Here is a 23,597-nt window from a genome sequence, read left to right on the forward strand (position 1 = left end):
GGTGGGGAGCGGCCATCCCCCACCTTCGTCATCCCCGCGAAAGCGGGGACCCAGCGAGCTAACGTCGCAACTGGGTTCCCGCTTTCGCGGGGATGACGAAGTATGTAGTGAGGCGGTTACTTCGCTCGATTACGGACGTTCGACCGCTTCAGCTCAGCAACGGCTCCAGCGCGTCCCATTCGCGGTCGACCGCGCGGCGGCCGGCGTCGATCGCGGCGCGGATTTTCGCGGGATTGAATTCGAGCGTTTCGGCGACTTCTTCCTCAGGCTCGATGATGCGGATCGGGGCGAAGCGGTAGCGCGCGATCTGGACGTCGAGCGGGCGGAGGATGCGCGCCGCCTGCGCGCCGCCGATGCCTTCGTTCTGGAGCGCGCGCAGCTGGCCTTCGCGCGCGGCGATCAGGTCGTTGATCAGCGCGGCGCCGGCGAGGTCGTTCGCCGATACTTCGGATTGCAATATATCGACCGCGCGCAGCCCGATTTTGATCAGATTGGGGAAGGTGCGCACCGGGCCGGGGCGCGGCGCGGGCGAGGCGCGCACCGCGATCACCCCGCGGGGGTTCATTTCGAGCGCCGAGCTCAAGGGCGTCACATCGCGCACCCCGCCGTCGACCCATTGTTCCTCGGTCCCGTCGCTCGCGCGCGTCTTGAGCGGGTCGAAAAAGAGCGGCATCGCGCAGCTCGCATAGACCCAATTGTGGATGCCGGGCACGCTCTCGTCGATGCTGCGATAGGTGCCGGTGCCGAGGTTGACGACGCCGAGCAGCAGCTTGCGCCCGCTCGCGCGCAGTTTGGCGTCGTTCGCGAAGCCCTTGAGCAGCCGTTTGAGCGGCGCGGTGTCGTAGAGCGCATCCTCGCCGAGCAGCCCGCCGACGACGCCGAGCGGGCGCGACTTGTAGATCGAGCTGTTGCCGCGGATGCCGAGCCAGGCGTCGAGCAGCCCCGGCACATCGTCCTGCGCGACGCCGAGCGCCTGGATCGCGCCGGTCGATACGCCCGCGACAATGTCGAGGCGAACGCCGCGATTGACGACGAGTTCGTGGACGACGCCGACCTGAAAGGCGCCTTTCGCGCCGCCGCCGCTCAATACGATTGCCAGACCGCCTGCCATGCCTGCGTCTCCTTGATCGGCGCCAGTTTACCGCAAGCCGGGTGCCGCCCCAAGTGGCGAAGCGGCGCTTCGCGCAGAAACACAGGATGCCGGTAACCGATTTTTAGCCATGATCGGCAGGGAAAGAGCCACCGCGCACGTCTATCGCTACCACGACATTAACCAGTCTTTAGCGCGCAATAGCTATGGAGAGCGGCGGGGCTGGATATGGCCATAGGAGAGACGGATGGCCGCGACGGTGGCAAAAACGCGCCATGATGCGGGTTCTGCCGCCGCACTTTCGCCCGATCGGCTGGCGCTGATCCTGTGGCTGGGCTTCGTTGTTGCCAGCCTGTTTCTGCATCGCGACGCGATCGCGAACCTGGCCTTTTCCGATCCCGACAATGCGATGCGGCTGGCGCAGGTGCGCGACCTTGTTGGCGGACAAAATTGGTTCGACACGGCGCAGTATCGCACCAACCCGGGCGGCGGGGGCGGGCCGACGCATTGGTCGCGGTTCATCGATGCGCCGATCGTTGTGCTGATCGATCTGTTCAGCCTGTTCGTCGATCCGCAAACCGCCGAGCGCTGGGTGCTGGCGATCTATCCGCCGCTGCTGGCGCTGCCGTTGCTGCTCGTCTTTTCCCGGATATTGCAGATTTTGGGCGACCGGCCGTTTGTCTTCATCGGCCTCGCGATCGCGGCGACGACGATCAGCTATCTCCATCATTTCGCCCCGCTCAATATCGATCATCACAATTGGCAGGTGTTGCTCTCGGTCATTCTTCTGTGGCTCGCGCTGCGGCCGGCGAGCTTCGCGAACGGATTATGGTCGGCGCTCGCGGCGAGCATCTATGTCGAGATTTCGCTGGAAGGATTTCCCTTCCTGGGTCTTTTCTGGGCGCTCTTTGTCTTCGACTGGCTGCGCGATCCGGCCAAGGCGAGCCGGCTCCGCGGTTTTTCGGCCGGGATGATCCTGCTCCCCGCGCTCTGGTCGCTGCCGTTCCGCGGTGCGACCTATCTCTCGACCGCTTTTTGCGACAGCTTCTCCTTGCCCTATCTGCTTGCCACCGCCGCGGCCGGGGCGGTGTTCCTGATTGCTTTGACCGCGCCGCCCCGCTGGACCGCTTCGCTTGGCCAGCGCGTGTCGATCGTCGGGGCAGCGGGGATCGTCTTTGCGGCGGGCTTTGTCCTGACGGGGACGGCTTGCCTGGCGGGGCCGTTTGGCGAACTCGAACCGCTTGTCCGCACCTATTGGTATGAACCGATTCTCGAAGGACGGCCTTTGTGGGAGCAGGTGCCCGCGCGGAGGGCGGCCTATATCCTTACCACTGTTATCGGCTTGGGAGCGGCCTTGTGGGCCTGGCACCGGGCGCGGGGTCGTCCCGAAGCCGAAAATTGGGGGCGCCTTGGCCTAATGATCCTGTTCGGCGCGATCATGGCGGTTCTGGTGATCCGTTCGCTCGCCGTGGCCCATGCCTATATGATCCCGGCGTTTGCCGCCCTCGCGCTGGCCTTTTGGCGCTGGGGAGATGCGGGGTCGAGCATTTGGCGCCGCCTGACCGGAACGCTGCTCCTTTTGCTGTCAATTCCGACGATTGCCATGGCGTTGGGTTTCAACCTTTCGTTGCTGAAAGCCGGGTCAGCGACGGCGGCGGCGAGCGGCAGCAACCCGGTCTGTCTGTCGCAAGGGCGTCCGGCGCTTGCCGGCGAACCTCCGGCGCTTCTCTTTGCATCGATCAATATTGCGCCGACCCTCTTGGTCAGCACGCCGCACAGCGTGGTGACAACGGGCCATCACCGCAACCATGCGACGATCAATCGCGTCCTGTCGGCTTTTCTCGCGCCGCCCGCCGCGGCGCGGCCTTTGGTCAGCGAGGGAGGGGCGCAATATCTGGCGTTCTGCGAGAATGACATCGCGCCTCTGGCGGCCGCCCGCCCGCATGGATTGGCTGCGCATTTGCTGCACCGTCAGCCGGTCGATTGGCTGGAACCACAACCCAGGCTCTCCTCGGGCTCTTTTCATGTGTATCGCATCGTCGCGTCCGCCAAGCAAAGCCCGCGGTTAGAGCGAAATCCTTCCTTCCATTAACCGTTTCTTATCCATGTTTCCTCCATTGCGACGGACAGCAATTTGCCTGTGTGGGGGAATATCGAAGTGACCAACGCCCAAGTGTCGAAAAGCCGTCCGACGAGCGCCGACGTCGCCATCATTGGCGCGGGGCCCGCGGGACTGACAGCCGCCTATCAGCTGACCCAGCAGGGGTACAGCGTGACGGTGATCGAAAAGGACCCGGTCTATGTCGGCGGGATCAGCCGCACGGTCGAGCATGAGGGCTTTCGCTTCGACATCGGCGGCCACCGCTTCTTTTCGAAGAGCCGCGAAGTCGTCGACCTTTGGAACGAGATTCTTCCCGACGATTTCATCGAGCGCCCGCGGATGAGCCGCATCTATTATGAGGGCAAATTCTATTCCTATCCGTTGCGCGCTTTCGAGGCGCTGTGGAACCTTGGCATCTTTCGCTCGACGCTGTGCATGGTCAGCTATGCGCAGGCGAAGCTGCTGCCGAACAAGAATGTTCGCAGCTTCGAGGACTGGACGATCAACCAGTTCGGGCGGAAACTCTATTCGATCTTTTTCAAGACCTATACCGAGAAGGTGTGGGGCATGCCGTGCGATGAAATGTCGGCCGACTGGGCGGCGCAGCGCATCAAGGGGCTTAGCCTCGGCGGCGCAGTGATCGACGGGCTGAAGCGCAGCCTCGGGCTTAACAAGCGCCCGAACGACGGCATGGCGACCAAGACCCTGCTCGAAACCTTTCGTTATCCGCGGCTGGGCCCCGGCATGATGTGGGACGCGGCGCGCGACAAGGTCGTCGCGGGCGGCAACCATGTGCTGATGGGCCACAGCTTCAAGCAGCTCACGCAGGATCAGAAGACGGGCCGCTGGCGGATGACCGCGAATGGCCCCGACGGCGATGTCGTGATCGATGCCGCGCATGTCATCAGCTCGGCGCCGATGCGCGAACTCGCGGCGCGTATCCATCCGCTGCCCGCGTCGGCGCTCAGCGCCGCGCCGAACCTCAAATATCGCGACTTTCTGACCGTCGCGCTCAAGATTCGCTCCGAGGATCTGTTTCCCGACAATTGGATTTATATCCACGACAGCAAGGTGCAGGTCGGCCGGGTGCAGAATTTCCGCAGCTGGTCGCCCGAAATGGTGCCCGACCCCGAACTCGCGTGCGTCGGCCTCGAATATTTCTGTTTCGAGGGCGACGGGCTCTGGGCGTCGAGCGACGAAAAACTGATCGCGCTGGCGACGAAGGAAATGGAAATCCTGGGTCTTTGCGATCCGGAAGATGTCGTCGGCGGCGCGGTGGTGCGGCAGGAAAAGGCCTATCCGGTCTATGACGATGATTATGCCAAGCATGTCGAGACGATGCGCAGCGAGCTGGAGGCGCGTTATCCGACGCTGCACATGGTCGGGCGCAACGGCATGCATCGCTATAACAACCAGGATCATGCGATGATGACCGCGATGCTGACGGTGCGCAACATCGTCGCGGGCGAAAAACTCTATGATATCTGGGGCGTCAACGAAGATGCCGAATATCATGAAAGCGGCACCGAGGGCGAGCAGGCGGCGCTGGCGTCGGTCCGCGAGGTTCCCACGCGCGTGGCGAAGGCCGCGTAAGCGCTTGGCCGGGGGGATCGGCGCCATGCTACCGGTGACCAGATTGATCGCGTCGGTGCGGCGCGGCGAGATTCGCTGGCTGAACTATCTGCTCGCGAGCGGGCTCGCGCTGGGCAGCGATGCGGGGCTCTTCCTGCTGCTGCTCGACGCCGGGCTGTCGCCCGTAACGGCCTCGGCGACGGGCTATTGCGCCGGGATTCTCGTGCACTGGCTGGTGTCGAGCCGGCTCGTCTTTGCCGACGGCGCCGCGGCGCGCGGCACCGGTGAACGCCAACGCCAGAAACTGCTTTTTGTCGGGTCGGCGCTCGTCGGTCTGGCGGTCACGACCGCGATCGTCGGCGGCGGCAGCGCGCTCGGCCTCGATCCGCGGCTCGCAAAGCTCGCGGCGATCATCGTCAGCTTTCAGACGACCTATTTGCTGCGCCGCCATATCGTGTTTCGGGCTGTCACGACATGAGCGACGCGTCCGCGCTTCCCGCGGGCGCGGAGCCATCCGTTCGCGCACCGGGATCCGGTGGCATCGTGCTGAGCCCGTGGTTCACCCCGGTCCGCATCGCGCTGATTATCTGGGGGGCGATGAGCCTCGTCGCGATCATCGCGAAATGGCAGGCAATCGGCGCGCTCGATCTGTCGGATACCGACGACGCGATGCGCATGGCGCAGGTCCGCGATCTCCTTGCGGGGCAGGGCTGGTGGGATCTCTCGCAATATCGCGTCAATCCGGCGGGCGGCGGGGTGCTGATGCACTGGTCGCGCATCGTCGATGCGCCGCTGGCGACGGGCATCTTGCTGCTGAAACCGTTGTTCGGGCAGGCGATGGCCGAACGGATCGTGATGACCTTGTGGCCGCCGCTGCTCGGTGCGGCGCTCAGCGTCGCCTGCGCGCTCGGTTATCGGGGTCTGTCCGACCGGCGGATCGCCTATGCCGTGCCGCTCTTCCTGATCATGTCGGGTTATATATTGGTGCAGTTCCGCCCGCTTCGGGTCGACCATCACGGCTGGCAGATTTTCCTCGCGATGCTGATCATGGCGCAGGCGCTTCGGCCGGCAAGCTGGCAGGCGGGCCTGCTCGGCGGATTGTTCGCCGCGGCGCTGCTCGCGGTGTCGATCGAAGGGCTGCCGATCGTCGCGCTGTTCGCCGGCCTTGCCGCGCTGCGCTGGGCGCTCCACGGACGCGCCGAGGATCGCGCCCGGCTTTGCGGCTATATGGGCGCACTCGCCGGCGGCGCGCTGCTGCTCCAGTTTGCGACGCGCGGCCCCGAGGGGCTGCTCGGCAACTGGTGCGATTCGCTTTCGGCGCCCTATATGGCGGCGTTCATCGCCGCCGCCGCGGTGACTTTCGCGGCCGCGCGCGCCAAACCGGACCAGCCGTGGGTTCGCTTCCTGCTGCTGGGACTGGCCGGCCTGTCGGCGGCGGGGGCGCTGGTGTGGACCGAACCGCAATGCGCGAACGGCCCCTTTGCCGCGCTCGATCCGATCGTCGTGCAATATTGGTATCTTAATGTCCTCGAGGGCCAGCCCCTGTGGATGTCGCCGCCGTCCAGTGCGATCCACGTGCTCGTGCCATCGCTGATCGGTCTCGCCGGGTCATTGCTCGCGTGGCGGAGCTGCTCGGCGGCCATCGACCGCAGGAATTGGGCGACGATCATCGTTGCGCTGCTCGGGGCGGCGGCGCTGTCGCTGCTCGTCCTGCGCAGCGTTTCGACCGCCCATGTCTTTGCGTTGCCGGGCTGCGCGTGGCTCGGCCTGCGCGCCTGGGCATGGGCGCGGACGATTCCATCGACCTTGTTGCGTATCCTTGCGTCGGCTGCCGCCGCGCTGACGCTGCCGCTGTTCGGCAGCATGGCGGTGGCAGCCGTGCTCGGGCTGGTGATCCCGTCGCTGAACGCCGAAGAGGACAAGGCCATCGAAGAGGTCGCCGCGGTAAATCCCTACCAGGAGGACTGCCTCAATCCCGCGGCGATCGCCGAGCTGAACCGTCTGCCGACGACGACGATCCTGACCCCGATCGATCTGGGCGCGCCGGTGATTTTCTGGACGCACCACAGCCTGGTCGCGACGCCGCATCATCGCAACAAGGAGGCGATGGCGGACTCGATCCGCGTCTTTGCCGGTGACCCCGGACACGCCGAGGCGCTGGTCCGCAAGCAGGCGGCGACCCTGATCATATTTTGCCGGACCGCCAACGATTTCTCTAAATATCGCAGCGCGCGTAAAGATGCGCTCGCGGCGCAGCTCTACGCCGGAACGCCGCCCGCGTGGCTCGAAGCGGTGCCGATCGCGTCGCGTGCCGGGCTGTCGGTGTGGCGGGTGAAGCCCGAGTAAGAGGTCAGGCGGGGCGGAAGGTCAGCGCCGCGCCATTCATGCAATAACGCTTGCCCGTCGGTTTCGGCCCGTCGTTGAAGACATGGCCGAGATGGCCGCCGCAGCGTTTGCAATGCACCTCGGTGCGCGCATAGCCGAGTTCATGGTCGGTTGATGTGCCGATTCCGCCCTTCAGCGGTGCCCAGAAGCTGGGCCAGCCGGTGCCGCTGTCGAACTTGGTCCTGCTCGAATAGAGCGGCAGCGCGCAGCCGGCGCAGTCGAAGGTGCCGGCGCGCTTTTCCTTGTCGAGCGGGCTGGTGAAGGGGCGCTCGGTCGCCGCTTCGCGCAGCACGCGATATTGCAGCGGCGACAGGCGCTTTTTCCATTCGGCATCGGAAAGCTGCCAACCGGCTTGTGCCTTCGGACGCGACGATTTGGCGAAAAGCATCGGTGCGCCGATGATGGCGCCGCCGAGCGCGAGTCCGCCGAGGAGATGACGACGTTCGATCATATCCTCGATACGTGCGCCGGGGCCGAAGGGTTACAAGCGCGCGTCAATATTTCTCGATCTGGACGGGGATCGACCGGAAACCGTGGACGAAGCAGGCGTGGACGCGCTCGGGGGTGCCCGTCACGGTCACGCGCATGCGCCGCGCCGCCATTTCCTCGAGCAGGATGCGCAGCTGCAATTCGGCGAGGCGTGCGCCGACGCAGCGGTGGACGCCATAGCCGAAAGACAGGTGCCGCCGCGCGTTTTCACGCGTCAGGTCGATGTCGTCGGCGTCGCTGAACACGCTTTCGTCGCGGTTCGCCGACAGATACCATAGGATCAGCTTGTCGCCCTTGGCGATCTTGTGCCCGAACAGCTCGGTGTCGGCGAGCGCGGTGCGGCGCATATGCGCGAGCGGGGTCTGCCAGCGGATGATCTCGCTGACCGCATTCGGAATCAGCGCCGGATCGGCCTCGAGCTTCGCGCGCTGCTCGGGATATTGGTCGAGACCGTAAGCGAGCCCCGACATGGTATTGCGCGTCGTGTCGTTGCCGCCGACAATCAGGAGGACGAGGTTGCCGATGAACTCATATTTGTCCATGTGGCTCATCGCTTCGCTGTGCAGCATCATCGAGAGCAGGTCGGGGGTCGGCGGCTGGTCGAGCTTTTCCATCCACAGCCGCTGGAAATAGACGAACGCTTCCTCGAGCACCGCGCGGCGCTGTTCCTTGAGCTCGGGTTTCTGCGCGAGTTCGACGTCGCCCATCCAGTCGGACCATTCGCTCAATTTGCGGCGATCCTCCCACGGGAAATCGAACAGGATGGCGAGCATTTGCGTCGTCAGTTCCATCGACACGCGGTCGACCCAGTCGAACGCCTCGCCCCACGGCAGGCCGTCGAGCACTTCGCCGGTCCGGTTCCTGATATCTTCGGACAGGCGCGTCATTTCGGCGGGGGTGAAGGCGGGGGCGACGGTGCGGCGCTGGTCGGTGTGCTGCGGCCGGTCCATCGCGATAAACATCGGCAGGCGGAAATCCTCGTCCTCGTCGCGTTCTAGGATCGTGATGCCGCCATATTCCCAAGAGGAGCTGTAGATGTCGGGCAGCGCCTCGACATGCTGGATCGCCTGGTGACTCGCGATATTCCAATAGGGCCCGTGGACGCTGTCCTCGCATTTCACGATGCCGCCCAATTTGCGAAGTTCGGCGAAGGGCTCCTGCCAGCGATCTTCCGAATAGATCGCGGCGGGGCTCATGTCATAGGCGTGGGTGACAGGCTGGGGGGTGACAGGCTGGGGCTTCGCTGCAGTCGCCATCGGGGGGCCTCCTCTCTTTGCAAAGGACTCGCCGCGACGCTTGCCGCCGTCGGCGAAATCAGTTGCAGAATGCCACTGCTAACAGCTTTGTCAATGAGACTGGGACGAAGCGGCCTGCGCAGCCGCCGCGGCAGGCGCAACAGCCTTGTTCCGGCTCCAGAATTTCCAGCCGCTGCCGCCGCTGAGCACGCCCGACCGGAACAGGCGGACCGACAGGAAGATGACGAGCCCGACCCAGATCGCCTGCCAGCCGAGCGCGAGCAAATGGACCGCCTTGGCATCGTCGGTCGCGGCGCGCGCAGCCATCGCAAGCGGTGAGGAGAAGGGGAAGATCTGGGCGAATTGGGCGAGGCCGCTGCCCGGCGCGCTCGCTGCGCCGGCCGACAGGCTGAACATGCCGACCTGGAAGATGGTGATCGGCAGGCTGAGCATCTGGATTTCACGCACCGATCCCGCCTGCGCGCCGACACCGAGGAAGACCGCGCCGAGCAGGAGGAAGGACAGGATGAAATAGGCGAAACCGATGCCGAGGAAGAAAGGCCAGCCCGTCGCGGGCATCGAGACGAGCGCGGCGGTCGCCTTGCCGGCCTTGCCCGCGGCGGCGATCGCGGCGGGGTCGACCTGCGTCGCGGCGATCAGCCCGCCCCCCATCGCGACGATCATCCAGAAGGCGATAAAGAGCACGGCGACGCCGAGCATGCCGAGCAGCTTGCCGAGAAAGACGCTTTCGAGCGGCACCGCGGCGGCGAGGATTTCGATGACCTTGTTGCCCTTTTCCTCGGCGAGCGAGCTTACCGTCTGGCCCGCCAGCAGCAAGGTCAGGAGGAAGATGATGAAAACCGCGCCGAATCCGAGCGACTGTTGCACCGCGATGCTGGTGCCGCCGCTCGATAGCGCTTCGAATTCGGGTGTGATGGATGACATCGGCCCGGCGGCGCGCGCGCGCAGCACATCGCCCGCAAGCAGCGCAAGATAGCGGCCCGCGCTGCTCTCCTTTTCGCGCTCGACGATGCGGGGGGCGGTCAGCGGGCCGCTCATGACGGCATAGGTGTCGCTGCCCTTTTTGCGGGCGATCGCAACGGGATCGCCGTTGACGGAGCTGGCGATCCGGATATCGAGCGGTGCGGGTTCGCGGGTCATTCCAGTCCGGAGGCGCTGATCGGAGGCCCGAAGCGCCTCGATATCTGCCGGATCGGCGACGACGACGATGCGGCCGGCGCCGCGCGCGCTGTCGGCAAGCTGCGATGCGCCGACGCCGCCGGCGAGCCCCATCGCGACCATGAACAAGGGGGCAAGCAGGAAGAGGAGAAAGGTCGGCGTCGCGACGATCGCGAGAAAGTCGCGCCGCGCAACGACGAACATGCTGCGGATGAAGGGGGTCATGCGCTGGCCTCCTCTACGGCGTCCTCGGTGGCATCGGCGTCGAATCCCGCGTCGACCTGGCGGACGATATGGACGAACGCGTCGTGTAGCGCCGGGCGGCTGATCGACAGGCCGGTGACGCCATGACCGCTCGCGGTGATTCGCGCGAGCAAAGGCTCAACATCGGCGTCCTCGATCGCGAAATGCCAGGCGTCGCCCCGCAGCTCTGCGCCCGCCGGGAGATTCGCGGCGACGCCGGCGGAATCGCCCGCGGTTCGCGGCGTGTAACGCACCTGCATCGGGAGAAGCGCGCGCGCCTCGTCGACACTGCCCTCGAAGCGGCGCGCCGAGCGCGCGATGATCGCGATGCGGTCGCAGAGGCGTTCGGCATGCGCCATGACATGCGTCGAAAACAGAATCGTCGCGCCGCGGTCGCGCTCGCGCCGCACGAGCATTTCGAGCCGCTCCTGATTGACGGGGTCGAGCCCCGAGAAAGGCTCGTCGAGCACGATGAGATCGGGGGCGTGGACGATCGATCCGATCAGCTGGATCATCTGCGCCATGCCCTTCGACATTTTACGGATTTTTTCGTCGATCACGCGTTCGAGCCCGAGTTCGGTCATGAATCCCGCGGCGCGGCGGCGCCCTTCGGACCAGTCGAGCCCGCGCAGCGCGCCCATGAAGGCGATCGCCTCGCGCGCTTTCATGCCCGGATACAGCCCGCGTTCCTCGGGAAGATAGCCGATCCGGTGGCGTACCGATTGCGGCCGCTGCCCGCCGAAGAGACGGCTTGTGCCCTCATCGGGGTCGATGATGCCGAGCGTCATGCGCAGGCTCGTCGTCTTGCCCGCGCCATTGGGACCAAGCACGCCATAGATGCTGCCCGTCGGCACCGCGAGGGACACATGATCGACCGCTTTGTAATTGCCGAAATATTTGGTGAGGCCATTCGCCTCGACGCTGAAATCGCTCAAACCCGGGTCCCCAATCTTGGCTCACCAAACTATGGCACGGCAAGGCCGCTCGCGTATAGAGCGGCAATGGTTGCCGAAGCCTTGCCTCTGGAAACGCCTTCCCTCGAAGACCGGCTCGAAGCCGTCGCGCGCGCGCATGGTTTCGCGGCGTTCGGGATCGCGCATGCCGATGCCGCGCCTGAGACCGCGGCGCGGCTCGACCAATGGCTCGCCGAGGGGCGCCACGGCGACATGATCTGGATGGAAAGCCGCGCGGAACAGCGCGGATCGCCCAGGGGACTGTGGCCGGAGGTCAAATCGGTGATCGCACTCGGCATGAGCTATGCGCCCGCGCTCGATCCGCTGGCGCTCGCCGATCATCCGGGTCGCGGGCGCATCTCGGTCTATGCGCAGGGCGGCGACTATCATGACGTCGTCAAAAAGGCGCTGAAAGCGGTCGCGCGCTGGCTGGTGGCGGAGGTGAAGGACGCCGAGGTCAAGGTGTTCGTCGACACCGCACCGGTGATGGAAAAGCCGCTGTCGGCGGCGGCGGGGCTCGGCTGGCAGGGCAAGCACACCAACCTCGTCAGCCGCGATCATGGCAGCTGGCTGTTCCTCGGCGCGATCTACACGACGCTGGAGCTGGAGCCGTCGAGGCCGGGCCGCGATACGTGCGGCAGCTGTTCGGCGTGTCAGGACGCGTGCCCGACGCAGGCTTTTCCGGCGCCGTACCGGCTCGATGCGCGGCGCTGCATCTCGTATCTGACGATCGAGCATAATGGCCCGATCCCGGTCGCGCTGCGGCGCGGGATCGGGAACCGCATCTATGGCTGCGACGACTGTCTTGCGGCGTGCCCGTGGAACAAATTCGCCGAAACCGCGCACGCGCATCGCGCCTTTCTGCCGCGTGCCGAACTGGTCGCGCCGTCGCTTTCCGACCTGCTCGCGCTCGACGATGCCGATTTCCGGCAGGTGTTCGCGGGGTCGCCGATCAAGCGGATCGGGCGCGGGCGGATGGTGCGCAATGCCGCGATCGCGGCGGGGAACAGCGGCGATGTCCGTTTTGTGCCGGTGCTCGAACGACTGGCGAAGGATGAATCGCCGATGGTCGCCGATGCGGCGCTCTGGGCGCTCGCCGAACTGGCGTCATGACGCCTGACAAGGGTTGGCGATCAGCGCCGGAACGACTGGGCGCAGCTGTTCACTTCGGCGTTGCGGCCATCGGGGGTGCGGGCATCGACGTGCGTCGCGACGGGATTCGCGCCCGCGCGCGGGGCGTAGAAATAGACATCGAGGATGCAGTTCGACCCGGCGAATTGCAACTTGCGGCCGGCGCCTTCGGTGACGTCGAGGTGCGGCTTGCCGAACATCCGGCCGATCGCATCGGCGCTGTTGCCGATCAGCGCATTATTCTGCACCGGCCGGACCACCGTTGTCGGTGGTGGGGTCGCCGCGGATGGGGTTGACGGGCGCGGGATCGCGGGGCCGGCGCACGCGCCGAGCGTCAAAGCGAGACCGGCGATGGCGGCCAGGCGGCGGTTTTCGATCATCTTTTCTGGTCCCCATTGCGCAGATGCAGCATGTGTACGGCCATAGCCGCGCTCAGAATCGGCGCCAATAGATTGGCGATGGGTACCACGAAGCTTGCGGCAGACAGCAGCCCCAGCGACCAGCGCGCCGGCCGGTCGAGCCGTGGACGGTCCGGATGGCGCGCGAGCACCATCGCCTCAAGATCGCGGCCGAGCAGCAATGCGTTGACGAGCAGGGCGAAGATCGGGGTGCCGATACCGGTGACGAGCAGCAGGATATAGACCGGCAGCGCGAGCAGATTGCCGCCGATGAGCCGCACCAGCGAAGCGAGCGCGAGGCCGATATTCTGGCGCCAGCCGACATCGACGGCTTGGCTTGCGGCGGCGGGATAATGGCGGCCCTCAACATCGGCGACGATGCCGTCGGCGAACAGGCCGACGACGACGATCGCAACGGCGCGGAAGAGCAACCAGCTTCCCGCAATGATGACCAGAACGATCAATATGCCCGCCATGTCGAGTTGCGCTTTGTCGAGCCACTTCCAGTGCGCCAGTGCCCAGCGGGTCGCGAAAAAGATCGCGGCGCCCGAAACGGCGAGGAGCAGGAGCGTGAGCGCGAGGCTTTGCGCCAGCACGCGCATCACGCGGGGCTGCGGCAAGTCCCTTAGCGCGAGCAGAAAAGCATGAACGGCGCGGGCCATGGTCCGGGGATGGTGGCCGTCGCGGCGCGGGTCAAGCGTTATGCTTGCCTTGGCGGGCCCCGCCGCCTAAGGCGCGCGGCAGCTTTTTCCACGCATCACAGGATTTTTCATGGCCTCCACCGCCCGTTTCGACGTTGTCGCCATCGGCAACGCCATTGTCGACGTCATCGCCCGCGCCGACGATGCGCTGATCACCGCCGAAGGTCTGACCAAGGGGTCGATGCGGCTGATCGACGCCGAAGAAGCCGAACGGCTTTATGCCGCGATGGGACCCGCGATCGAAATGTCGGGCGGTTCGGCGGCCAATACATTGGCGGGAATGGCCGCGCTCGGCCAGCGTTGCAGCTTTATCGGCCAGGTCGCCGACGATCAGCTCGGCCATGTCTTCACGCACGACCTGCGCGCGCTTGGCGTCGCTTATGAAACCCCGCCGCTCAGCGAAGGCGCGCCGACCGCGCGCTGCCTGATCCTCGTCACCCCCGACGGCCAGCGCACGATGAACACCTTCCTCGGCGCGAGCCATCTGCTCGATCAGGCAATGATCGACGAAGCGTGGATCGCCGATTCGGAGATTCTCTATCTCGAAGGCTATTTGTGGGATCCCGAGCTGTCGCGCGCAGCGATGCGGCGCGCGATCGACGTGTCGCGCGCGGCGGGACGCAAGGTCGCCTTCACGCTGTCGGATGCGTTCATCATCGACCGTCACGGCGCCGATTTCCGCAAGCTGATCGCCGAGGGACTGTTCGACATCCTCTTCGCGAACGAGGTCGAGATTTGCGCGCTCGCCGAAACCGACGATTTCGAAGCAGCCGTCGCCGCCGTTGCGGCGCAGGTGCCGCTGCTCGTCGTCACAAGGGGCTCGCATGGCGCGATCGCGCTGACCGGCGGGACGCGCACCGAAGTCGGTGCCGAGCCGATCGACACGGTCGTCGACACCACCGGCGCGGGCGACCTGTTCGCGGCGGGTTTCCTGTCGGGACAGGCGCAGGGCCGTCCGATTGCCGATTGCCTGACGATGGGCGCCGTGTGCGCGCGCGAAATCATCGCGCAGGTCGGTCCGCGCGCGCAGACCGACCTCAAGGCGAAGATCGCCGAACGACTGGGTTAGGAACCTTCGTCGGCCATGGAGCGTCCTATGCGCCAGACAGCATGGGAGAGATTCTTATGGCCGACGAAATTCACGAGACGCGCGATCCCGACGGGACGACGCACACGACCACGGTCATCGACCGCGAACCGCGCCGTGGCGGCGGGTTCGGGATGGGGCTGATTTTCCTCGTCGCGATTCTGGTCGCGGCCTTTTTCGCCTTCCAGTTCCTCGCCAACGACAAGGCGCAGAGCGGCGCGGTCAGCGAAGCGGCGCAAAAGGTCGGCGATGCCGCCGAGAATGTCGGCGACGCGGCGCAGAAAGCGGTCGATTAAGGATCAGCCTGCGGGCGCCGCGGCGGGTTCGGGGTGTTTCCTGAACAGTTCGCGGTCCGCCGGGCCGAAGCCGCGCGTCCAGATCAGCCAGCCATAGATGCCGAGAATGAAGGGCACGCCGATCAGGAGCTCGGCCCATTCGGGAAGCTGCGTCGCGCCATAGCCGAGGATGGTTGCGCCCGCGGTCGCCCAGACGAGCGCCCAGCGCAGGCTGTTCACCGGCGCGCCGAGGATCCGCGCAAGCAGTCGTGCCTTCACCAGCGACGCAAATCCGAGTGCGAGCATCAGCGCGAGCGCGACGGCGCCGGCGTAATAGATCGGCGGCAGGCCCATCGATTTCGCGATCAGGATCAGCGCGACGCTGAGCCCCGCCTGCAGCGCGAGCGTCGCGATGCTGATGAGCAAATTGCGGTGGCGCGCGACATAGACGAGCGCCGCCTCGCTGACGACCGCGGTTGCGGCGACCACCTCGGCGGCCAGCAGGAAGGCGAGCGCGGCGGTGCCGCTGACGAATTCGGGGCCGACGAGCCCCATCACCGCTTCGCCCGGAATGCCGAGCGCGAGCGCGACGCCGGCCTGCGCGGCGATGATCCAGAAACCGACCTGGCTGACCTGTGCCGCCACGGCGGCAAGCCGCTTTTCGGCGAGGTTGCGCGTGATGACGGGGCCGAGGATCGGCTCGAAGCTGGTTTTGAGCTTCTGCGGCAGCGAGGCGACCTGCTGCGCCATATAATAGATGCCGTAAATCGTCGGCGAAGTGAACTGGCCGAGAATGAAGAGGTCGAGGCGGCGCGTGCCCCATTCGATCGCGTCGGCGGCGGCGAGCGGCGCGTTGCGCCGCGCAACTGCGATCAGGTGCGCGGGATGCGGTTGCCATCCCCGCGGTCCGCCATAATGACGCAGCATCGGGATCAGCGCGGTGAGGAAGGCGCCGAGCATTGCGGCGGCGTAGGAGAGCATCAGCCCGTCGCGCTTCGACACGAAGAAGAATCCGGCGGCGGCGATGCTGATCACCCACGGCTCGACCACCGCGCGGGCGCGAACGGTGGCGCCGACGTCGAATTTATACGCGCAGGCGGCGAGCGCGATATCGGTGCCCGCGATCGCGAAGACCAGCAGCGCCATCCAGCGATCAGCGCTGTCGATGCCGCCCGACGGGAACATCAGTTGCGGGAACAGCACCAACAGCACCGATCCGGCCGCCGACGCGACAAAGGCGACGAACATGCCGTCCCATACGACGGTGCGCTGGTCGGCCCCGGGGGCGCTGAGCTGTTCGGCGAGGCCGCGCTTGAGGCCGAGCGTCGCGAGCTGCGCAATTAGTTCGATGACGAGCACGGCAAAGGCGAAGCGCCCGACCGCCTCGGGCCCGTACCAGCGGCCCGCGACATAGAGGAAGGGCAGGCGCGCGACGAGGCGGAGGATGAAGCCGAAGAAATTGGTGCGTCCGCCCTTGGCGAGCGCGGCCGTGTCGGCATCGCCCGGGGGCGTGCCGGGAGGTGAAGAGGGCGCGGCTGCGCTGTCCGTCTGGCTCAAGCCTTCCGCCCCTTCTGCTTTGCCCTGACCGTCAGTCTAGCGTGGCCGGGGAGTGCAGGCAATTGTGCGAAGATATTCATCGCCCTTCGGGTCGCAGCGGGCGGCTGAGCAAGGCCTGAATGGCGTCGGTGACGCGCGTTTCGCCGGCAACCAGCCGCGCCACGGTGTCGGTGATCGGCATGTCGATGCCGTCGGCGCGCGCTGCGGCTGCGACCACGGGCGCGCTGAACGCCCCTTCGGCGACGGTGCGGCGGTCGGCCATCAGTATCTCGGCTGCCTCACCGCGCCCGAGCCCCTGGCCGAGCGCGAAGTTGCGCGAGTTCGATGAAGTGCAGGTGAGGACGAGGTCGCCGAGGCCCGCGAGGCCCGCCAGCGTTTCGGCCTGCGCGCCGCGCGCGAGTCCGAAGCGTGTCATTTCGGCAAAGCCGCGGCTGATGAGTGCGGCGCGCGCGTTGAGCCCGAGCCCGGCGCCGTCGACGATACCGCACGCGATCGCGAGGATATTCTTGACCGCGCCGCCGATCTCGGCGCCGATGACGTCGGTCGACACATAGGGGCGGAAATGCGGGCGTGCGAGCGCCTGCGCTATCCCGGCCGCGAGATCGGCGTCGGCGGCAGCGAGGGTGATCGCGGTCGGCAGACCCGCAGCGACTTCGTGCGCAAACGTTGGCCCGGAGAGCACGGCATGCGGCCGCGACGGCGCGAGATCGCGCGCCATGTCGATCGGAAAGGCGAAGCTGCCCGCCTCCATGCCCTTGCTGCAAAAGATCAGCGGCGCGTCGCCCGGCGGAAGTTCGGCGAGCACCGCCCGCAGAAAAGGCACGGGGACGACGACGAGCAGCGCGTCGAGATCGGCCATGTCGGCAAGCGCGCCGGTCGCGGTCAGCGAGGGCGAGAGCGCGGCGCCGGGAAGGAAAACCGGATTGCGATGCTCGGCGTTGATTGCCGCGACGACGTCTTCCTCGCGCGCCCACAGACGGACGGGCGCGCCATCGGCGGCGAGAAGCTGCGCGAGCGCGGTGCCCCACGCGCCGCCGCCGATCACGCCGAATCTGGCATATGACGTCATGCTTTCACCTGTCATGCTTTTACTCCGGCGCCGCGCACGGCTTCGGCCTCGGGGTCGAGCGGCCAGCGCGGGCGCGCGGCGGTGTCGAGCGGATCGGTGAGGCCGACCGCGAAACGCTCGGCGCCCGCCCAGGCGATCATCGCGCCATTGTCGGTGCAGAGCCAGAGCGGCGGCGCGACGAAAGGCTTGTCGAATCGCGCCGCGAGATCGGTCAGCGCGCCGCGAATCGCGCCATTGGCGGCGACCCCGCCCGCGACGACGAAAGCGGTCGCATCGGGGCAGGCGGCGAGCGCGATGCGGCTGCGGTCGACGAGGCAGTCGACGACCGCCTGTTGGAACGAGGCGGCAAGGTCGGGAATGCCGTGCGCACCCGATGCAGCGGCCCGCGCGACGGCGCTCTTGAGCCCCGCAAAGGAGAAATGCGGTTCGGTGCTGCCGACGAGCGGGCGGGGCAGCGGCACCGCATGCGGATTGCCGTCCTTCGCGATGCGCTCGACCGCGGGGCCGCCAGGATAGCCGAGCCCGAGCAGCTTCGCGGTCTTATCGAAGGCTTCGCCCGCGGCATCGTCGATCGTCGTCGCGAGGCGGCGGTAATCGCCGACGCCCTTCACCAGCAGCAGCTGGCAATGGCCGCCCGAGACGAGCAGGAGCAGATAGGGAAAGGCGAGGCCGGGTTCGACGAGGCGCGGGCTGAGCGCATGGCCTTCGAGATGGTTGACCGCGATCAGCGGCTTGTTCGCCGCGTGGGCGAGCGCCTTGCCGGTGACGAGCCCGACCATCACCCCGCCGATCAGCCCTGGCCCGGCGGTCGCGGCGATCGCATCGACTTGGCCCAGCGACACGCCGGCGTCGGCGAGCACGCCCTCGACGATCGGCGCCAGCCGGTCGACATGCGCGCGCGCCGCGATCTCGGGAACGACGCCGCCATAGGGGCTGTGTTCGGCCTCTTGCCCCGCGACGCGGTGCGCCAAAATGCGCCGATCGCTGTCGACGAGCGCTGCCGCGGTTTCGTCGCAGCTCGATTCAAGGCCGAGGATCAGGGTCATATTATTGCGCGTTCCTTTACCCGCCCCTTTATCGGCAGGGCAAGCCGCGGCGGAGCCTTTAAAAAGGCTCCTGATGATGTCGGAGCATTTCCAGTCGAAAAACCGGTTCCCACTTTTTCTGGAAATGCTCTAGCAGCGGGACGATGAATAGACTTCCGACCCCCGAAAACCCGCTGCGTATCGGCACCCGGGCCTCGCCGCTCGCGATGGCTCAGGCCCATATGGCGGCTGCGGCGCTGATTGCCAGCCATGGCATCGATATGGCGGCGCTCGAAATCGTGCCGATGACCGCGACGGGCGACAAGATCCAGGACCGCGCGCTCGCCGAGGTGGGCGGCAAGGCGTTGTGGACGCGCGAGCTCGATGCGGCGCTCGATGCCGGGACGATCGATATCGCGGTCCATTCGCTGAAGGATGTCGAGACGATCCGCGACGCGCGCTTTTTCCTCGGCGCGATGCTCGAACGCGCCGACCCGCGCGACCGGCTGGTGGTGCGCGAGGGAATAAAGGCGGCGACGATCGCCGACCTGCCGCAGGGAGCGCGGCTCGGGACGAGCAGCCCGCGCCGCGCCGCGCAGGTGAAGCGGATCCGTCCCGACCTCGAAACAGTGCTGCTGCGCGGCAATGTCGCGACGCGGCTCGCGAAGATTGCGGCGGGCGATGCCGATGCGACCTTGCTCGCGGCGGCGGGGCTCGAGCGGCTGGGGATGCACGACGTCGGTTTGGTACAGGAAGCGAGCCTGCTGCTCCCCGCGGCGTCGCAGGGCGCGATCGGGATCGAATGCCGCGACGACGACGCGGCGACGCGCGCGCTGCTGTCGGTGGTCGATCACGCGCCGACGCATCTTGCCGTTGCGGCCGAGCGCGCGTTTCTGGCGGCGCTTGGCGGCGACTGCCGCTCGCCCGTCGCCGCCCATGCGCATTGGCGCGATGACGGCACGCTGCGGCTCGATGCCGAGATTTTCTCCGACGATGGGGCCGAACATGCCGCCGGGCACATTCTTGTTGCCGATTCCGATGCGCCCGCGGCGCTGGCGCATCGCCTGCTCGGCGAGGCGCCCGAGAGCGTGCGGAGCCTGTTCGCGGCATGACCGATGGCCCGCCGCTGATCGCCACGCGACCCGAGCCGGGCAATGCAGCGACGGTCGAGCGGGCCAAAAAACTGGGGTTCGACGCCCGCGCGATACCGCTTTTCGCCGCGCGCGCGCTTGATTGGAGCCCGCCGGCACCCGAAGATTTCGACGCGCTGCTGCTGACCAGCGCCTTTGCCGCAAGACTGGCGGGGCGGGGACTGGCCGAGCTGGCGTCGCTGCCCGTCTATGCCGTCGGTGCAGCAACCGCGCGCGCGGCCGAGGCCGCGGGTCTGACGGTGGCGATGACCGGATCATCGGGCGCACAGCGGCTTCTTGACGATATGACGTCAGAAAATATCCACAATATTCTTTGGCTTTGCGGCTCCGACCGGTCGGAATTCGACGCACGGGGGGCGATGATTACGGCGCTGCCCTGCTATGCCGTCGATCCCGTCCCGGTGCCGGCGGAATGGGACGCACTGATCGCCGCCCCAGCGATCCTGCTCGCGCATTCGGCGCGCGCCGCCCAGCGAATTTCGCAGCTCGTTGGCGGTGCGCGCGCGCACCTGTCGCTTGTCGCGATCAGCCCTGCGGCGGCGGCGGCGGCGGGCGACGGCTGGCGCGATCTGGCCATCGCGGGACAGCCCGACGATGTCGCAATATTGGCACAAGCGCGTGCTTTGTGGCACAAGGGTGCAAAATAGGGTCGTTCGAAAGAGAAACATGGCAATCGACAGCATCGACACGTCCTCGTCGGCGGACGAGGCAGTACCCGAAAGGGGACTATCGTTTCGCGCTCTCGCCATCGGTGCCTTCCTGCTGCTTCTGATCGGTATCGCCGGCGGCGGATGGGCTGTGAATCGCTGGCTGACGGGCAACAACTTACCACCCACCGCGAAAATGGTCGCGGCGCCCGCGGGGGCGGCCAATCCGCTTGCCGCAAAAAGCGGGGCTAACGCGCCGCCGCTGATGGTCGCGCCGATCGACGGCGCCAATGCGCTCGCGGCGCGCGTCGCCGAACTCGAACAGCGCCTGTCGCGGATCACGCTCGAGGCCGAATCGGCGTCGGGCAACGCATCGCGCGCCGAGGGGCTGCTCGTCGCCTTTGCCGTGCGCCGCGCGCTCGATCGCGGGCTGTCATTGGGCTATCTCGACGCGCAGCTGCGGCTGCGCTTCGGCGACGACCAGCCCAACGCCGTCAAGACGATCATCGATACGTCGCGCGATCCGGTGACGCTCGAACAGCTGCGCGCCGAACTCGATGCGATGGGGCCGCAGCTTGTCGGGCGCGGCGGCGACGGAAGCGGCAGCCTGTGGACCGGGCTGCGCCGCGAGCTGGGCGAATTGTTCGTGGTGCGTGCCGCCGGAACCCAGTCGCCGCGCGCCTCAGAACGGCTCGACCGCGCCCGGCGCTATCTCGCGGCCGGGCAAGCCGACCTCGCGATCGCCGAGGTCGAGGCGATGCCCGGGTCGGAGGTCGCGGGGGAGTGGGTGATCGATGCGCGGCGCTATCATGAGGCACGGCGTGCGCTTGACCTGATCGAGACGGCGGCGATATTGGAGCCGCGCGACAGCCCCGCTGCCGCGATCGCCCGCAACGCGGCCGATCCGACCCCATAGCGCGCAATCCGGTAGGGCTGCCCGCCGTTTAGAGAGAAAGCCCGTTCCATGGCCCTCGCCGATCCGCAGCGCATCGAAGCGCTCGACCCGCTCGATCCTCTCCAGCTCGACGCCGAGCTCAGCGAAGAGGAGCGGATGGTTCGCGATACGGCGCGGTCCTATGCGACCGATGCGCTGTTGCCGCGCGTCACCTCGGCGTTTCTCGACGAGCGCTTCGACCGCGAGATCATGTCCGAAATGGGCGCGCTCGGCCTGCTCGGCGCGACGATCGACCCCGAATATGGCGGTGCGGGGCTCAACTATGTCAGTTACGGGCTGATCGCGCGCGAAGTCGAGCGCGTCGATTCGGGCTATCGCTCGGCCTGTTCGGTGCAAAGCTCGCTCGTGATCCATCCGATCAACGCCTATGGCAGCGAGGAACAGAAGCGGAAGTTCCTGCCCGGGTTGACCTCGGGCGAACTCGTCGGCTGTTTCGGCTTGACCGAGCCCGATGCGGGCAGCGACCCGGGCGGGATGCGCACGCGCGCCGAGAAGATCGAGGGCGGCTACCGCCTCAAGGGCGCGAAGATGTGGATCACCAACTCGCCGATCGCCGACGTCTTCGTCGTGTGGGCGAAGTCGGAGGCGCATGACGGCGCGATTCGCGGCTTCGTGCTCGAAAAAGGGATGAAGGGGCTTTCGGCGCCGAAGATCGAGGGCAAGGTGTCCTTGCGCGCGTCGGTGACGGGCGAAATCGTGATGGATTCGGTCGAGGTCGGCGAGGATGCGCTGTTGCCGCATGTGTCGGGGCTCAAGGGCCCGTTCGGCTGCCTCAACCGCGCGCGTTACGGCATCGGCTGGGGCGCGATGGGCGCCGCCGAATTCTGCTACGAAGCGGCGCGCAATTATACCGGCGAGCGCAAGCAGTTCGGGCGGCCGCTCGCGGCGAACCAGATCGTCCAGCTGAAACTGGCCAACATGCTCACCGAAATCGCGCTGGGCTTGCAGACCGCATTGCGCGTCGGCCGGCTGATCGACGAAGGCCGCCTGATTCCCGACGCGATCAGCCTGCTCAAGCGCAACAATTGCGGCAAGGCGCTCGATATCGCGCGCGTCGCGCGCGATATGCACGGCGGCAACGGCATCTCGGCCGATTATCATGTGATCCGCCATGCGGTGAACCTCGAGACGGTGAACACCTATGAGGGCACGCACGACGTCCATGCGCTGATTCTTGGCCGCGCGATCACCGGCATTTCGGCTTTTGCCTAAGCCATTAGAGGGCATCCGCGTCGTCGAACTGGCGCGGGTGCTCGCGGGGCCGTGGTGCGGGCAATTGCTCGCCGATCTGGGTGCCGAGGTGGTCAAGGTCGAGCGGCCGGGCGCCGGCGACGATACGCGCAGCTGGGGCCCGCCGTTCATTGTGGATGAGAGCGGCAAGAATCTCGGCGCCGCTTATTATCACAGCACCAACCGCGGCAAGACAGGCGTGGCGATCGACATTGCGACCATTGAGGGGCAGGCCGCGGTACGCGCGCTGATCGCCGACGCCGATGTCGTCATCGAAAATTACAAGGTCGGCGGGCTCGCCAAATATGGCCTCGATCCGGCGAGCTTGTGTGCAGACTTTCCGCGCCTGATCGTCTGTTCGATCACTGGCTTTGGGCAGACCGGGCCTTATGCGCACCGTGCCGGCTATGATTTCATCATCCAGGCGATGGGCGGCGCGATGTCGCTGACCGGCGAGCCCGACGGCGCGCCGCAAAAGGCGGGAATCGCCTATGCCGACATCTTCACCGGCATGTATTCGACGGTCGCGATTCTCGCGGCGCTGCGGCGGCGTGACGCCACAGGCGATGCCCAGGGTGGGGGTGCGCATATCGACATGGCGCTGCTCGATTGCCAGGTCGGGGTGCTCGCCAATCAGGCGGCGAATTATCTCGCGAGTGGCGTTTCCCCGCGGCGGATGGGCAATGGGCACGCCAATGTCGTGCCCTATCAGGCGTTCGCGACCGCCGACGGGCAGCTGGTGATTGCGGTCGGCAACGACGGCCAGTTTCGTAAATTATGTGTGATCTTGGGCGAGCCCGGCTGGGCCTACGATAAGCGTTTCGTGACCAATGCGGCGCGGCTTGCGAACCGCGCCGAATTGATCCCGCTGCTGGCGGCGAAGATCGCCACATGGGACGCGCTACCGCTGTCGCTGGCGCTCGAGGCCGAAGGGGTGCCGGCGGGGCCGATCAACGATATCGCGAGCGTTTTTGCTGATCCGCAGGTTCAGGCGCGCGGGATGCGTTTCCGCCCCGACGGCGCCAGCGTCGACGGGCTCGCCAGCCCGATCGTCATCGACGGCGAGCGCATGGTTGCGCGCACCGGGGCGCCTCCGCTCAGCCCATAGAAAAAGGGGCGCCGCA

General features: G+C 66.6%; 22 protein-coding genes. 12 read left to right on the forward strand and 10 right to left on the reverse strand.

Features of this window, described 5'->3' with window-relative positions; translation table 11 throughout:
* Positions 1-148: 148 nt before the first annotated feature.
* On the reverse strand, positions 149-1,111 hold the full coding sequence (locus ATE70_RS19120; RefSeq protein WP_058539289.1) for a patatin-like phospholipase family protein: 963 nt from the start codon (positions 1,109-1,111) through the stop codon (positions 149-151).
* A gap of 226 nt (positions 1,112-1,337) precedes the next feature.
* On the opposite strand from ATE70_RS19120, the gene ATE70_RS19125 reads away from it, so the two are divergent.
* The 4 genes from ATE70_RS19125 to ATE70_RS19140 all read left to right on the forward strand — a co-directional run bounded on the left by ATE70_RS19125 (position 1,338) and on the right by ATE70_RS19140 (position 7,109).
* Positions 1,338-3,182 carry a hypothetical protein gene (locus ATE70_RS19125; protein ID WP_058539290.1) on the forward strand — a complete coding sequence of 615 codons (1,845 nt, stop codon included), beginning with the start codon at positions 1,338-1,340 and terminating at the stop codon, positions 3,180-3,182.
* Positions 3,183-3,248: 66 nt separating this feature from the next.
* The gene (locus ATE70_RS19130) at positions 3,249-4,784 is read left to right on the forward strand and encodes an NAD(P)/FAD-dependent oxidoreductase (protein WP_197411518.1); all 1,536 of its coding nucleotides are present in this window, start codon (positions 3,249-3,251) and stop codon (positions 4,782-4,784) included.
* A 34-nt stretch (positions 4,785-4,818) separates the two neighbouring features.
* Positions 4,819-5,241, forward strand: coding sequence for a GtrA family protein (locus ATE70_RS19135; protein ID WP_405053487.1), 423 nt, complete (start codon positions 4,819-4,821; stop codon positions 5,239-5,241).
* Complete coding sequence (locus ATE70_RS19140) at positions 5,238-7,109, forward strand: hypothetical protein (protein WP_058539291.1); 1,872 nt, start codon at positions 5,238-5,240, stop codon at positions 7,107-7,109. The genes ATE70_RS19135 and ATE70_RS19140 overlap by 4 nt, the downstream gene beginning before the upstream one ends.
* A 4-nt stretch (positions 7,110-7,113) precedes the next feature.
* Here the strand turns inward: ATE70_RS19140 and msrB are convergent, their stop codons facing one another.
* The 4 genes from msrB to ATE70_RS19160 form a co-directional block, all read right to left on the reverse strand.
* Positions 7,114-7,599, reverse strand: a complete 486-nt coding sequence (gene msrB, locus ATE70_RS19145; RefSeq protein ID WP_058539292.1) for a peptide-methionine (R)-S-oxide reductase MsrB — start codon at positions 7,597-7,599, stop codon at positions 7,114-7,116.
* 43 nt (positions 7,600-7,642) lie between these two features.
* The gene (locus tag ATE70_RS19150) at positions 7,643-8,893 is read right to left on the reverse strand and encodes a cytochrome P450 (RefSeq protein WP_058539293.1); all 1,251 of its coding nucleotides are present in this window, start codon (positions 8,891-8,893) and stop codon (positions 7,643-7,645) included.
* A 90-nt stretch (positions 8,894-8,983) separates the two neighbouring features.
* A complete protein-coding gene (locus ATE70_RS19155; RefSeq protein ID WP_058539294.1) occupies positions 8,984-10,276 on the reverse strand; it encodes an ABC transporter permease in 1,293 nt (430 codons plus the stop codon).
* Positions 10,273-11,229: an ABC transporter ATP-binding protein gene (locus ATE70_RS19160; protein ID WP_082639744.1), complete on the reverse strand. Its 957-nt coding sequence runs from the start codon at positions 11,227-11,229 to the stop codon at positions 10,273-10,275. The genes ATE70_RS19155 and ATE70_RS19160 overlap by 4 nt, the downstream gene beginning before the upstream one ends.
* Before the next feature lie 66 nt (positions 11,230-11,295).
* Between ATE70_RS19160 and queG the strand changes: the two genes are divergently transcribed.
* Positions 11,296-12,360: a tRNA epoxyqueuosine(34) reductase QueG gene (gene queG / locus ATE70_RS19165; RefSeq protein ID WP_058539296.1), complete on the forward strand. Its 1,065-nt coding sequence runs from the start codon at positions 11,296-11,298 to the stop codon at positions 12,358-12,360.
* A 20-nt stretch (positions 12,361-12,380) separates the two neighbouring features.
* On the opposite strand, the gene ATE70_RS19170 is transcribed toward queG, so the two are convergent.
* Positions 12,381-12,758 (reverse strand): hypothetical protein, encoded by a 378-nt coding sequence (locus ATE70_RS19170; protein ID WP_058539297.1) that lies wholly within the window; start codon positions 12,756-12,758, stop codon positions 12,381-12,383.
* A complete protein-coding gene (locus ATE70_RS19175; protein WP_058539298.1) occupies positions 12,755-13,438 on the reverse strand; it encodes an EI24 domain-containing protein in 684 nt (227 codons plus the stop codon). The genes ATE70_RS19170 and ATE70_RS19175 overlap by 4 nt, the downstream gene beginning before the upstream one ends.
* A 109-nt stretch (positions 13,439-13,547) precedes the next feature.
* On the opposite strand from ATE70_RS19175, the gene ATE70_RS19180 reads away from it, so the two are divergent.
* Positions 13,548-14,546 (forward strand): adenosine kinase, encoded by a 999-nt coding sequence (locus tag ATE70_RS19180; RefSeq protein ID WP_058539299.1) that lies wholly within the window; start codon positions 13,548-13,550, stop codon positions 14,544-14,546.
* Between the two features lie 56 nt (positions 14,547-14,602).
* Positions 14,603-14,860 carry a hypothetical protein gene (locus ATE70_RS19185; RefSeq protein WP_058539300.1) on the forward strand — a complete coding sequence of 86 codons (258 nt, stop codon included), beginning with the start codon at positions 14,603-14,605 and terminating at the stop codon, positions 14,858-14,860.
* Positions 14,861-14,863: 3 nt separating this feature from the next.
* On the opposite strand, the gene ATE70_RS19190 is transcribed toward ATE70_RS19185, so the two are convergent.
* The 3 genes from ATE70_RS19190 to tsaD all read right to left on the reverse strand — a co-directional run bounded on the left by ATE70_RS19190 (position 14,864) and on the right by tsaD (position 18,511).
* Positions 14,864-16,396, reverse strand: a complete 1,533-nt coding sequence (locus tag ATE70_RS19190; protein WP_058539301.1) for a lipopolysaccharide biosynthesis protein — start codon at positions 16,394-16,396, stop codon at positions 14,864-14,866.
* A 76-nt stretch (positions 16,397-16,472) separates the two neighbouring features.
* On the reverse strand, positions 16,473-17,465 hold the full coding sequence (locus ATE70_RS19195; protein WP_058539302.1) for an NAD(P)H-dependent glycerol-3-phosphate dehydrogenase: 993 nt from the start codon (positions 17,463-17,465) through the stop codon (positions 16,473-16,475).
* A gap of 11 nt (positions 17,466-17,476) precedes the next feature.
* The gene (gene tsaD / locus ATE70_RS19200) at positions 17,477-18,511 is read right to left on the reverse strand and encodes a tRNA (adenosine(37)-N6)-threonylcarbamoyltransferase complex transferase subunit TsaD (protein WP_058539303.1); all 1,035 of its coding nucleotides are present in this window, start codon (positions 18,509-18,511) and stop codon (positions 17,477-17,479) included.
* A 143-nt stretch (positions 18,512-18,654) separates the two neighbouring features.
* On the opposite strand from tsaD, the gene hemC reads away from it, so the two are divergent.
* From hemC to ATE70_RS19225, 5 genes are read left to right on the forward strand one after another with little or no spacing between them, the layout of a single operon-like run.
* On the forward strand, positions 18,655-19,602 hold the full coding sequence (gene hemC / locus ATE70_RS19205) for a hydroxymethylbilane synthase (protein ID WP_058539304.1): 948 nt from the start codon (positions 18,655-18,657) through the stop codon (positions 19,600-19,602).
* Positions 19,599-20,288 (forward strand): uroporphyrinogen-III synthase, encoded by a 690-nt coding sequence (locus ATE70_RS19210; protein ID WP_058539305.1) that lies wholly within the window; start codon positions 19,599-19,601, stop codon positions 20,286-20,288. Before hemC ends, ATE70_RS19210 begins: the two co-directional genes overlap by 4 nt.
* A gap of 19 nt (positions 20,289-20,307) precedes the next feature.
* Positions 20,308-21,204: a hypothetical protein gene (locus tag ATE70_RS19215; protein WP_058539306.1), complete on the forward strand. Its 897-nt coding sequence runs from the start codon at positions 20,308-20,310 to the stop codon at positions 21,202-21,204.
* A gap of 48 nt (positions 21,205-21,252) precedes the next feature.
* Entirely contained in the window at positions 21,253-22,455 is a 1,203-nt protein-coding gene (locus ATE70_RS19220) for an acyl-CoA dehydrogenase (protein WP_058539307.1), read from the forward strand.
* Complete coding sequence (locus ATE70_RS19225; RefSeq protein WP_058539308.1) at positions 22,448-23,581, forward strand: CaiB/BaiF CoA transferase family protein; 1,134 nt, start codon at positions 22,448-22,450, stop codon at positions 23,579-23,581. The genes ATE70_RS19220 and ATE70_RS19225 overlap by 8 nt, the downstream gene beginning before the upstream one ends.
* Positions 23,582-23,597: the final 16 nt, after the last annotated feature.

Origin of the sequence: Sphingopyxis sp. H053, assembly GCF_001468225.1 — a bacterium.
Classification (GTDB): Bacteria; Pseudomonadota; Alphaproteobacteria; order Sphingomonadales; family Sphingomonadaceae; genus Sphingopyxis.

Coding starts and splice junctions, on each gene's coding strand:
- ATE70_RS19120 (WP_058539289.1), bottom strand. CDS start 1,111: ATGGCAGGCGGTCTGGCAATCGTATTGAGCGGCGGCGGCGCGAAAGGC.
- ATE70_RS19125 (WP_058539290.1), top strand. CDS start 1,338: ATGGCCGCGACGGTGGCAAAAACGCGCCATGATGCGGGTTCTGCCGCC.
- ATE70_RS19140 (WP_058539291.1), top strand. CDS start 5,238: ATGAGCGACGCGTCCGCGCTTCCCGCGGGCGCGGAGCCATCCGTTCGC.
- msrB (WP_058539292.1), bottom strand. CDS start 7,599: ATGATCGAACGTCGTCATCTCCTCGGCGGACTCGCGCTCGGCGGCGCC.
- ATE70_RS19150 (WP_058539293.1), bottom strand. CDS start 8,893: ATGGCGACTGCAGCGAAGCCCCAGCCTGTCACCCCCCAGCCTGTCACC.
- ATE70_RS19155 (WP_058539294.1), bottom strand. CDS start 10,276: ATGACCCCCTTCATCCGCAGCATGTTCGTCGTTGCGCGGCGCGACTTT.
- queG (WP_058539296.1), top strand. CDS start 11,296: ATGGTTGCCGAAGCCTTGCCTCTGGAAACGCCTTCCCTCGAAGACCGG.
- ATE70_RS19170 (WP_058539297.1), bottom strand. CDS start 12,758: ATGATCGAAAACCGCCGCCTGGCCGCCATCGCCGGTCTCGCTTTGACG.
- ATE70_RS19175 (WP_058539298.1), bottom strand. CDS start 13,438: ATGGCCCGCGCCGTTCATGCTTTTCTGCTCGCGCTAAGGGACTTGCCG.
- ATE70_RS19180 (WP_058539299.1), top strand. CDS start 13,548: ATGGCCTCCACCGCCCGTTTCGACGTTGTCGCCATCGGCAACGCCATT.
- ATE70_RS19185 (WP_058539300.1), top strand. CDS start 14,603: ATGGCCGACGAAATTCACGAGACGCGCGATCCCGACGGGACGACGCAC.
- ATE70_RS19195 (WP_058539302.1), bottom strand. CDS start 17,465: ATGACGTCATATGCCAGATTCGGCGTGATCGGCGGCGGCGCGTGGGGC.
- tsaD (WP_058539303.1), bottom strand. CDS start 18,511: ATGACCCTGATCCTCGGCCTTGAATCGAGCTGCGACGAAACCGCGGCA.
- hemC (WP_058539304.1), top strand. CDS start 18,655: ATGAATAGACTTCCGACCCCCGAAAACCCGCTGCGTATCGGCACCCGG.
- ATE70_RS19210 (WP_058539305.1), top strand. CDS start 19,599: ATGACCGATGGCCCGCCGCTGATCGCCACGCGACCCGAGCCGGGCAAT.
- ATE70_RS19215 (WP_058539306.1), top strand. CDS start 20,308: ATGGCAATCGACAGCATCGACACGTCCTCGTCGGCGGACGAGGCAGTA.
- ATE70_RS19220 (WP_058539307.1), top strand. CDS start 21,253: ATGGCCCTCGCCGATCCGCAGCGCATCGAAGCGCTCGACCCGCTCGAT.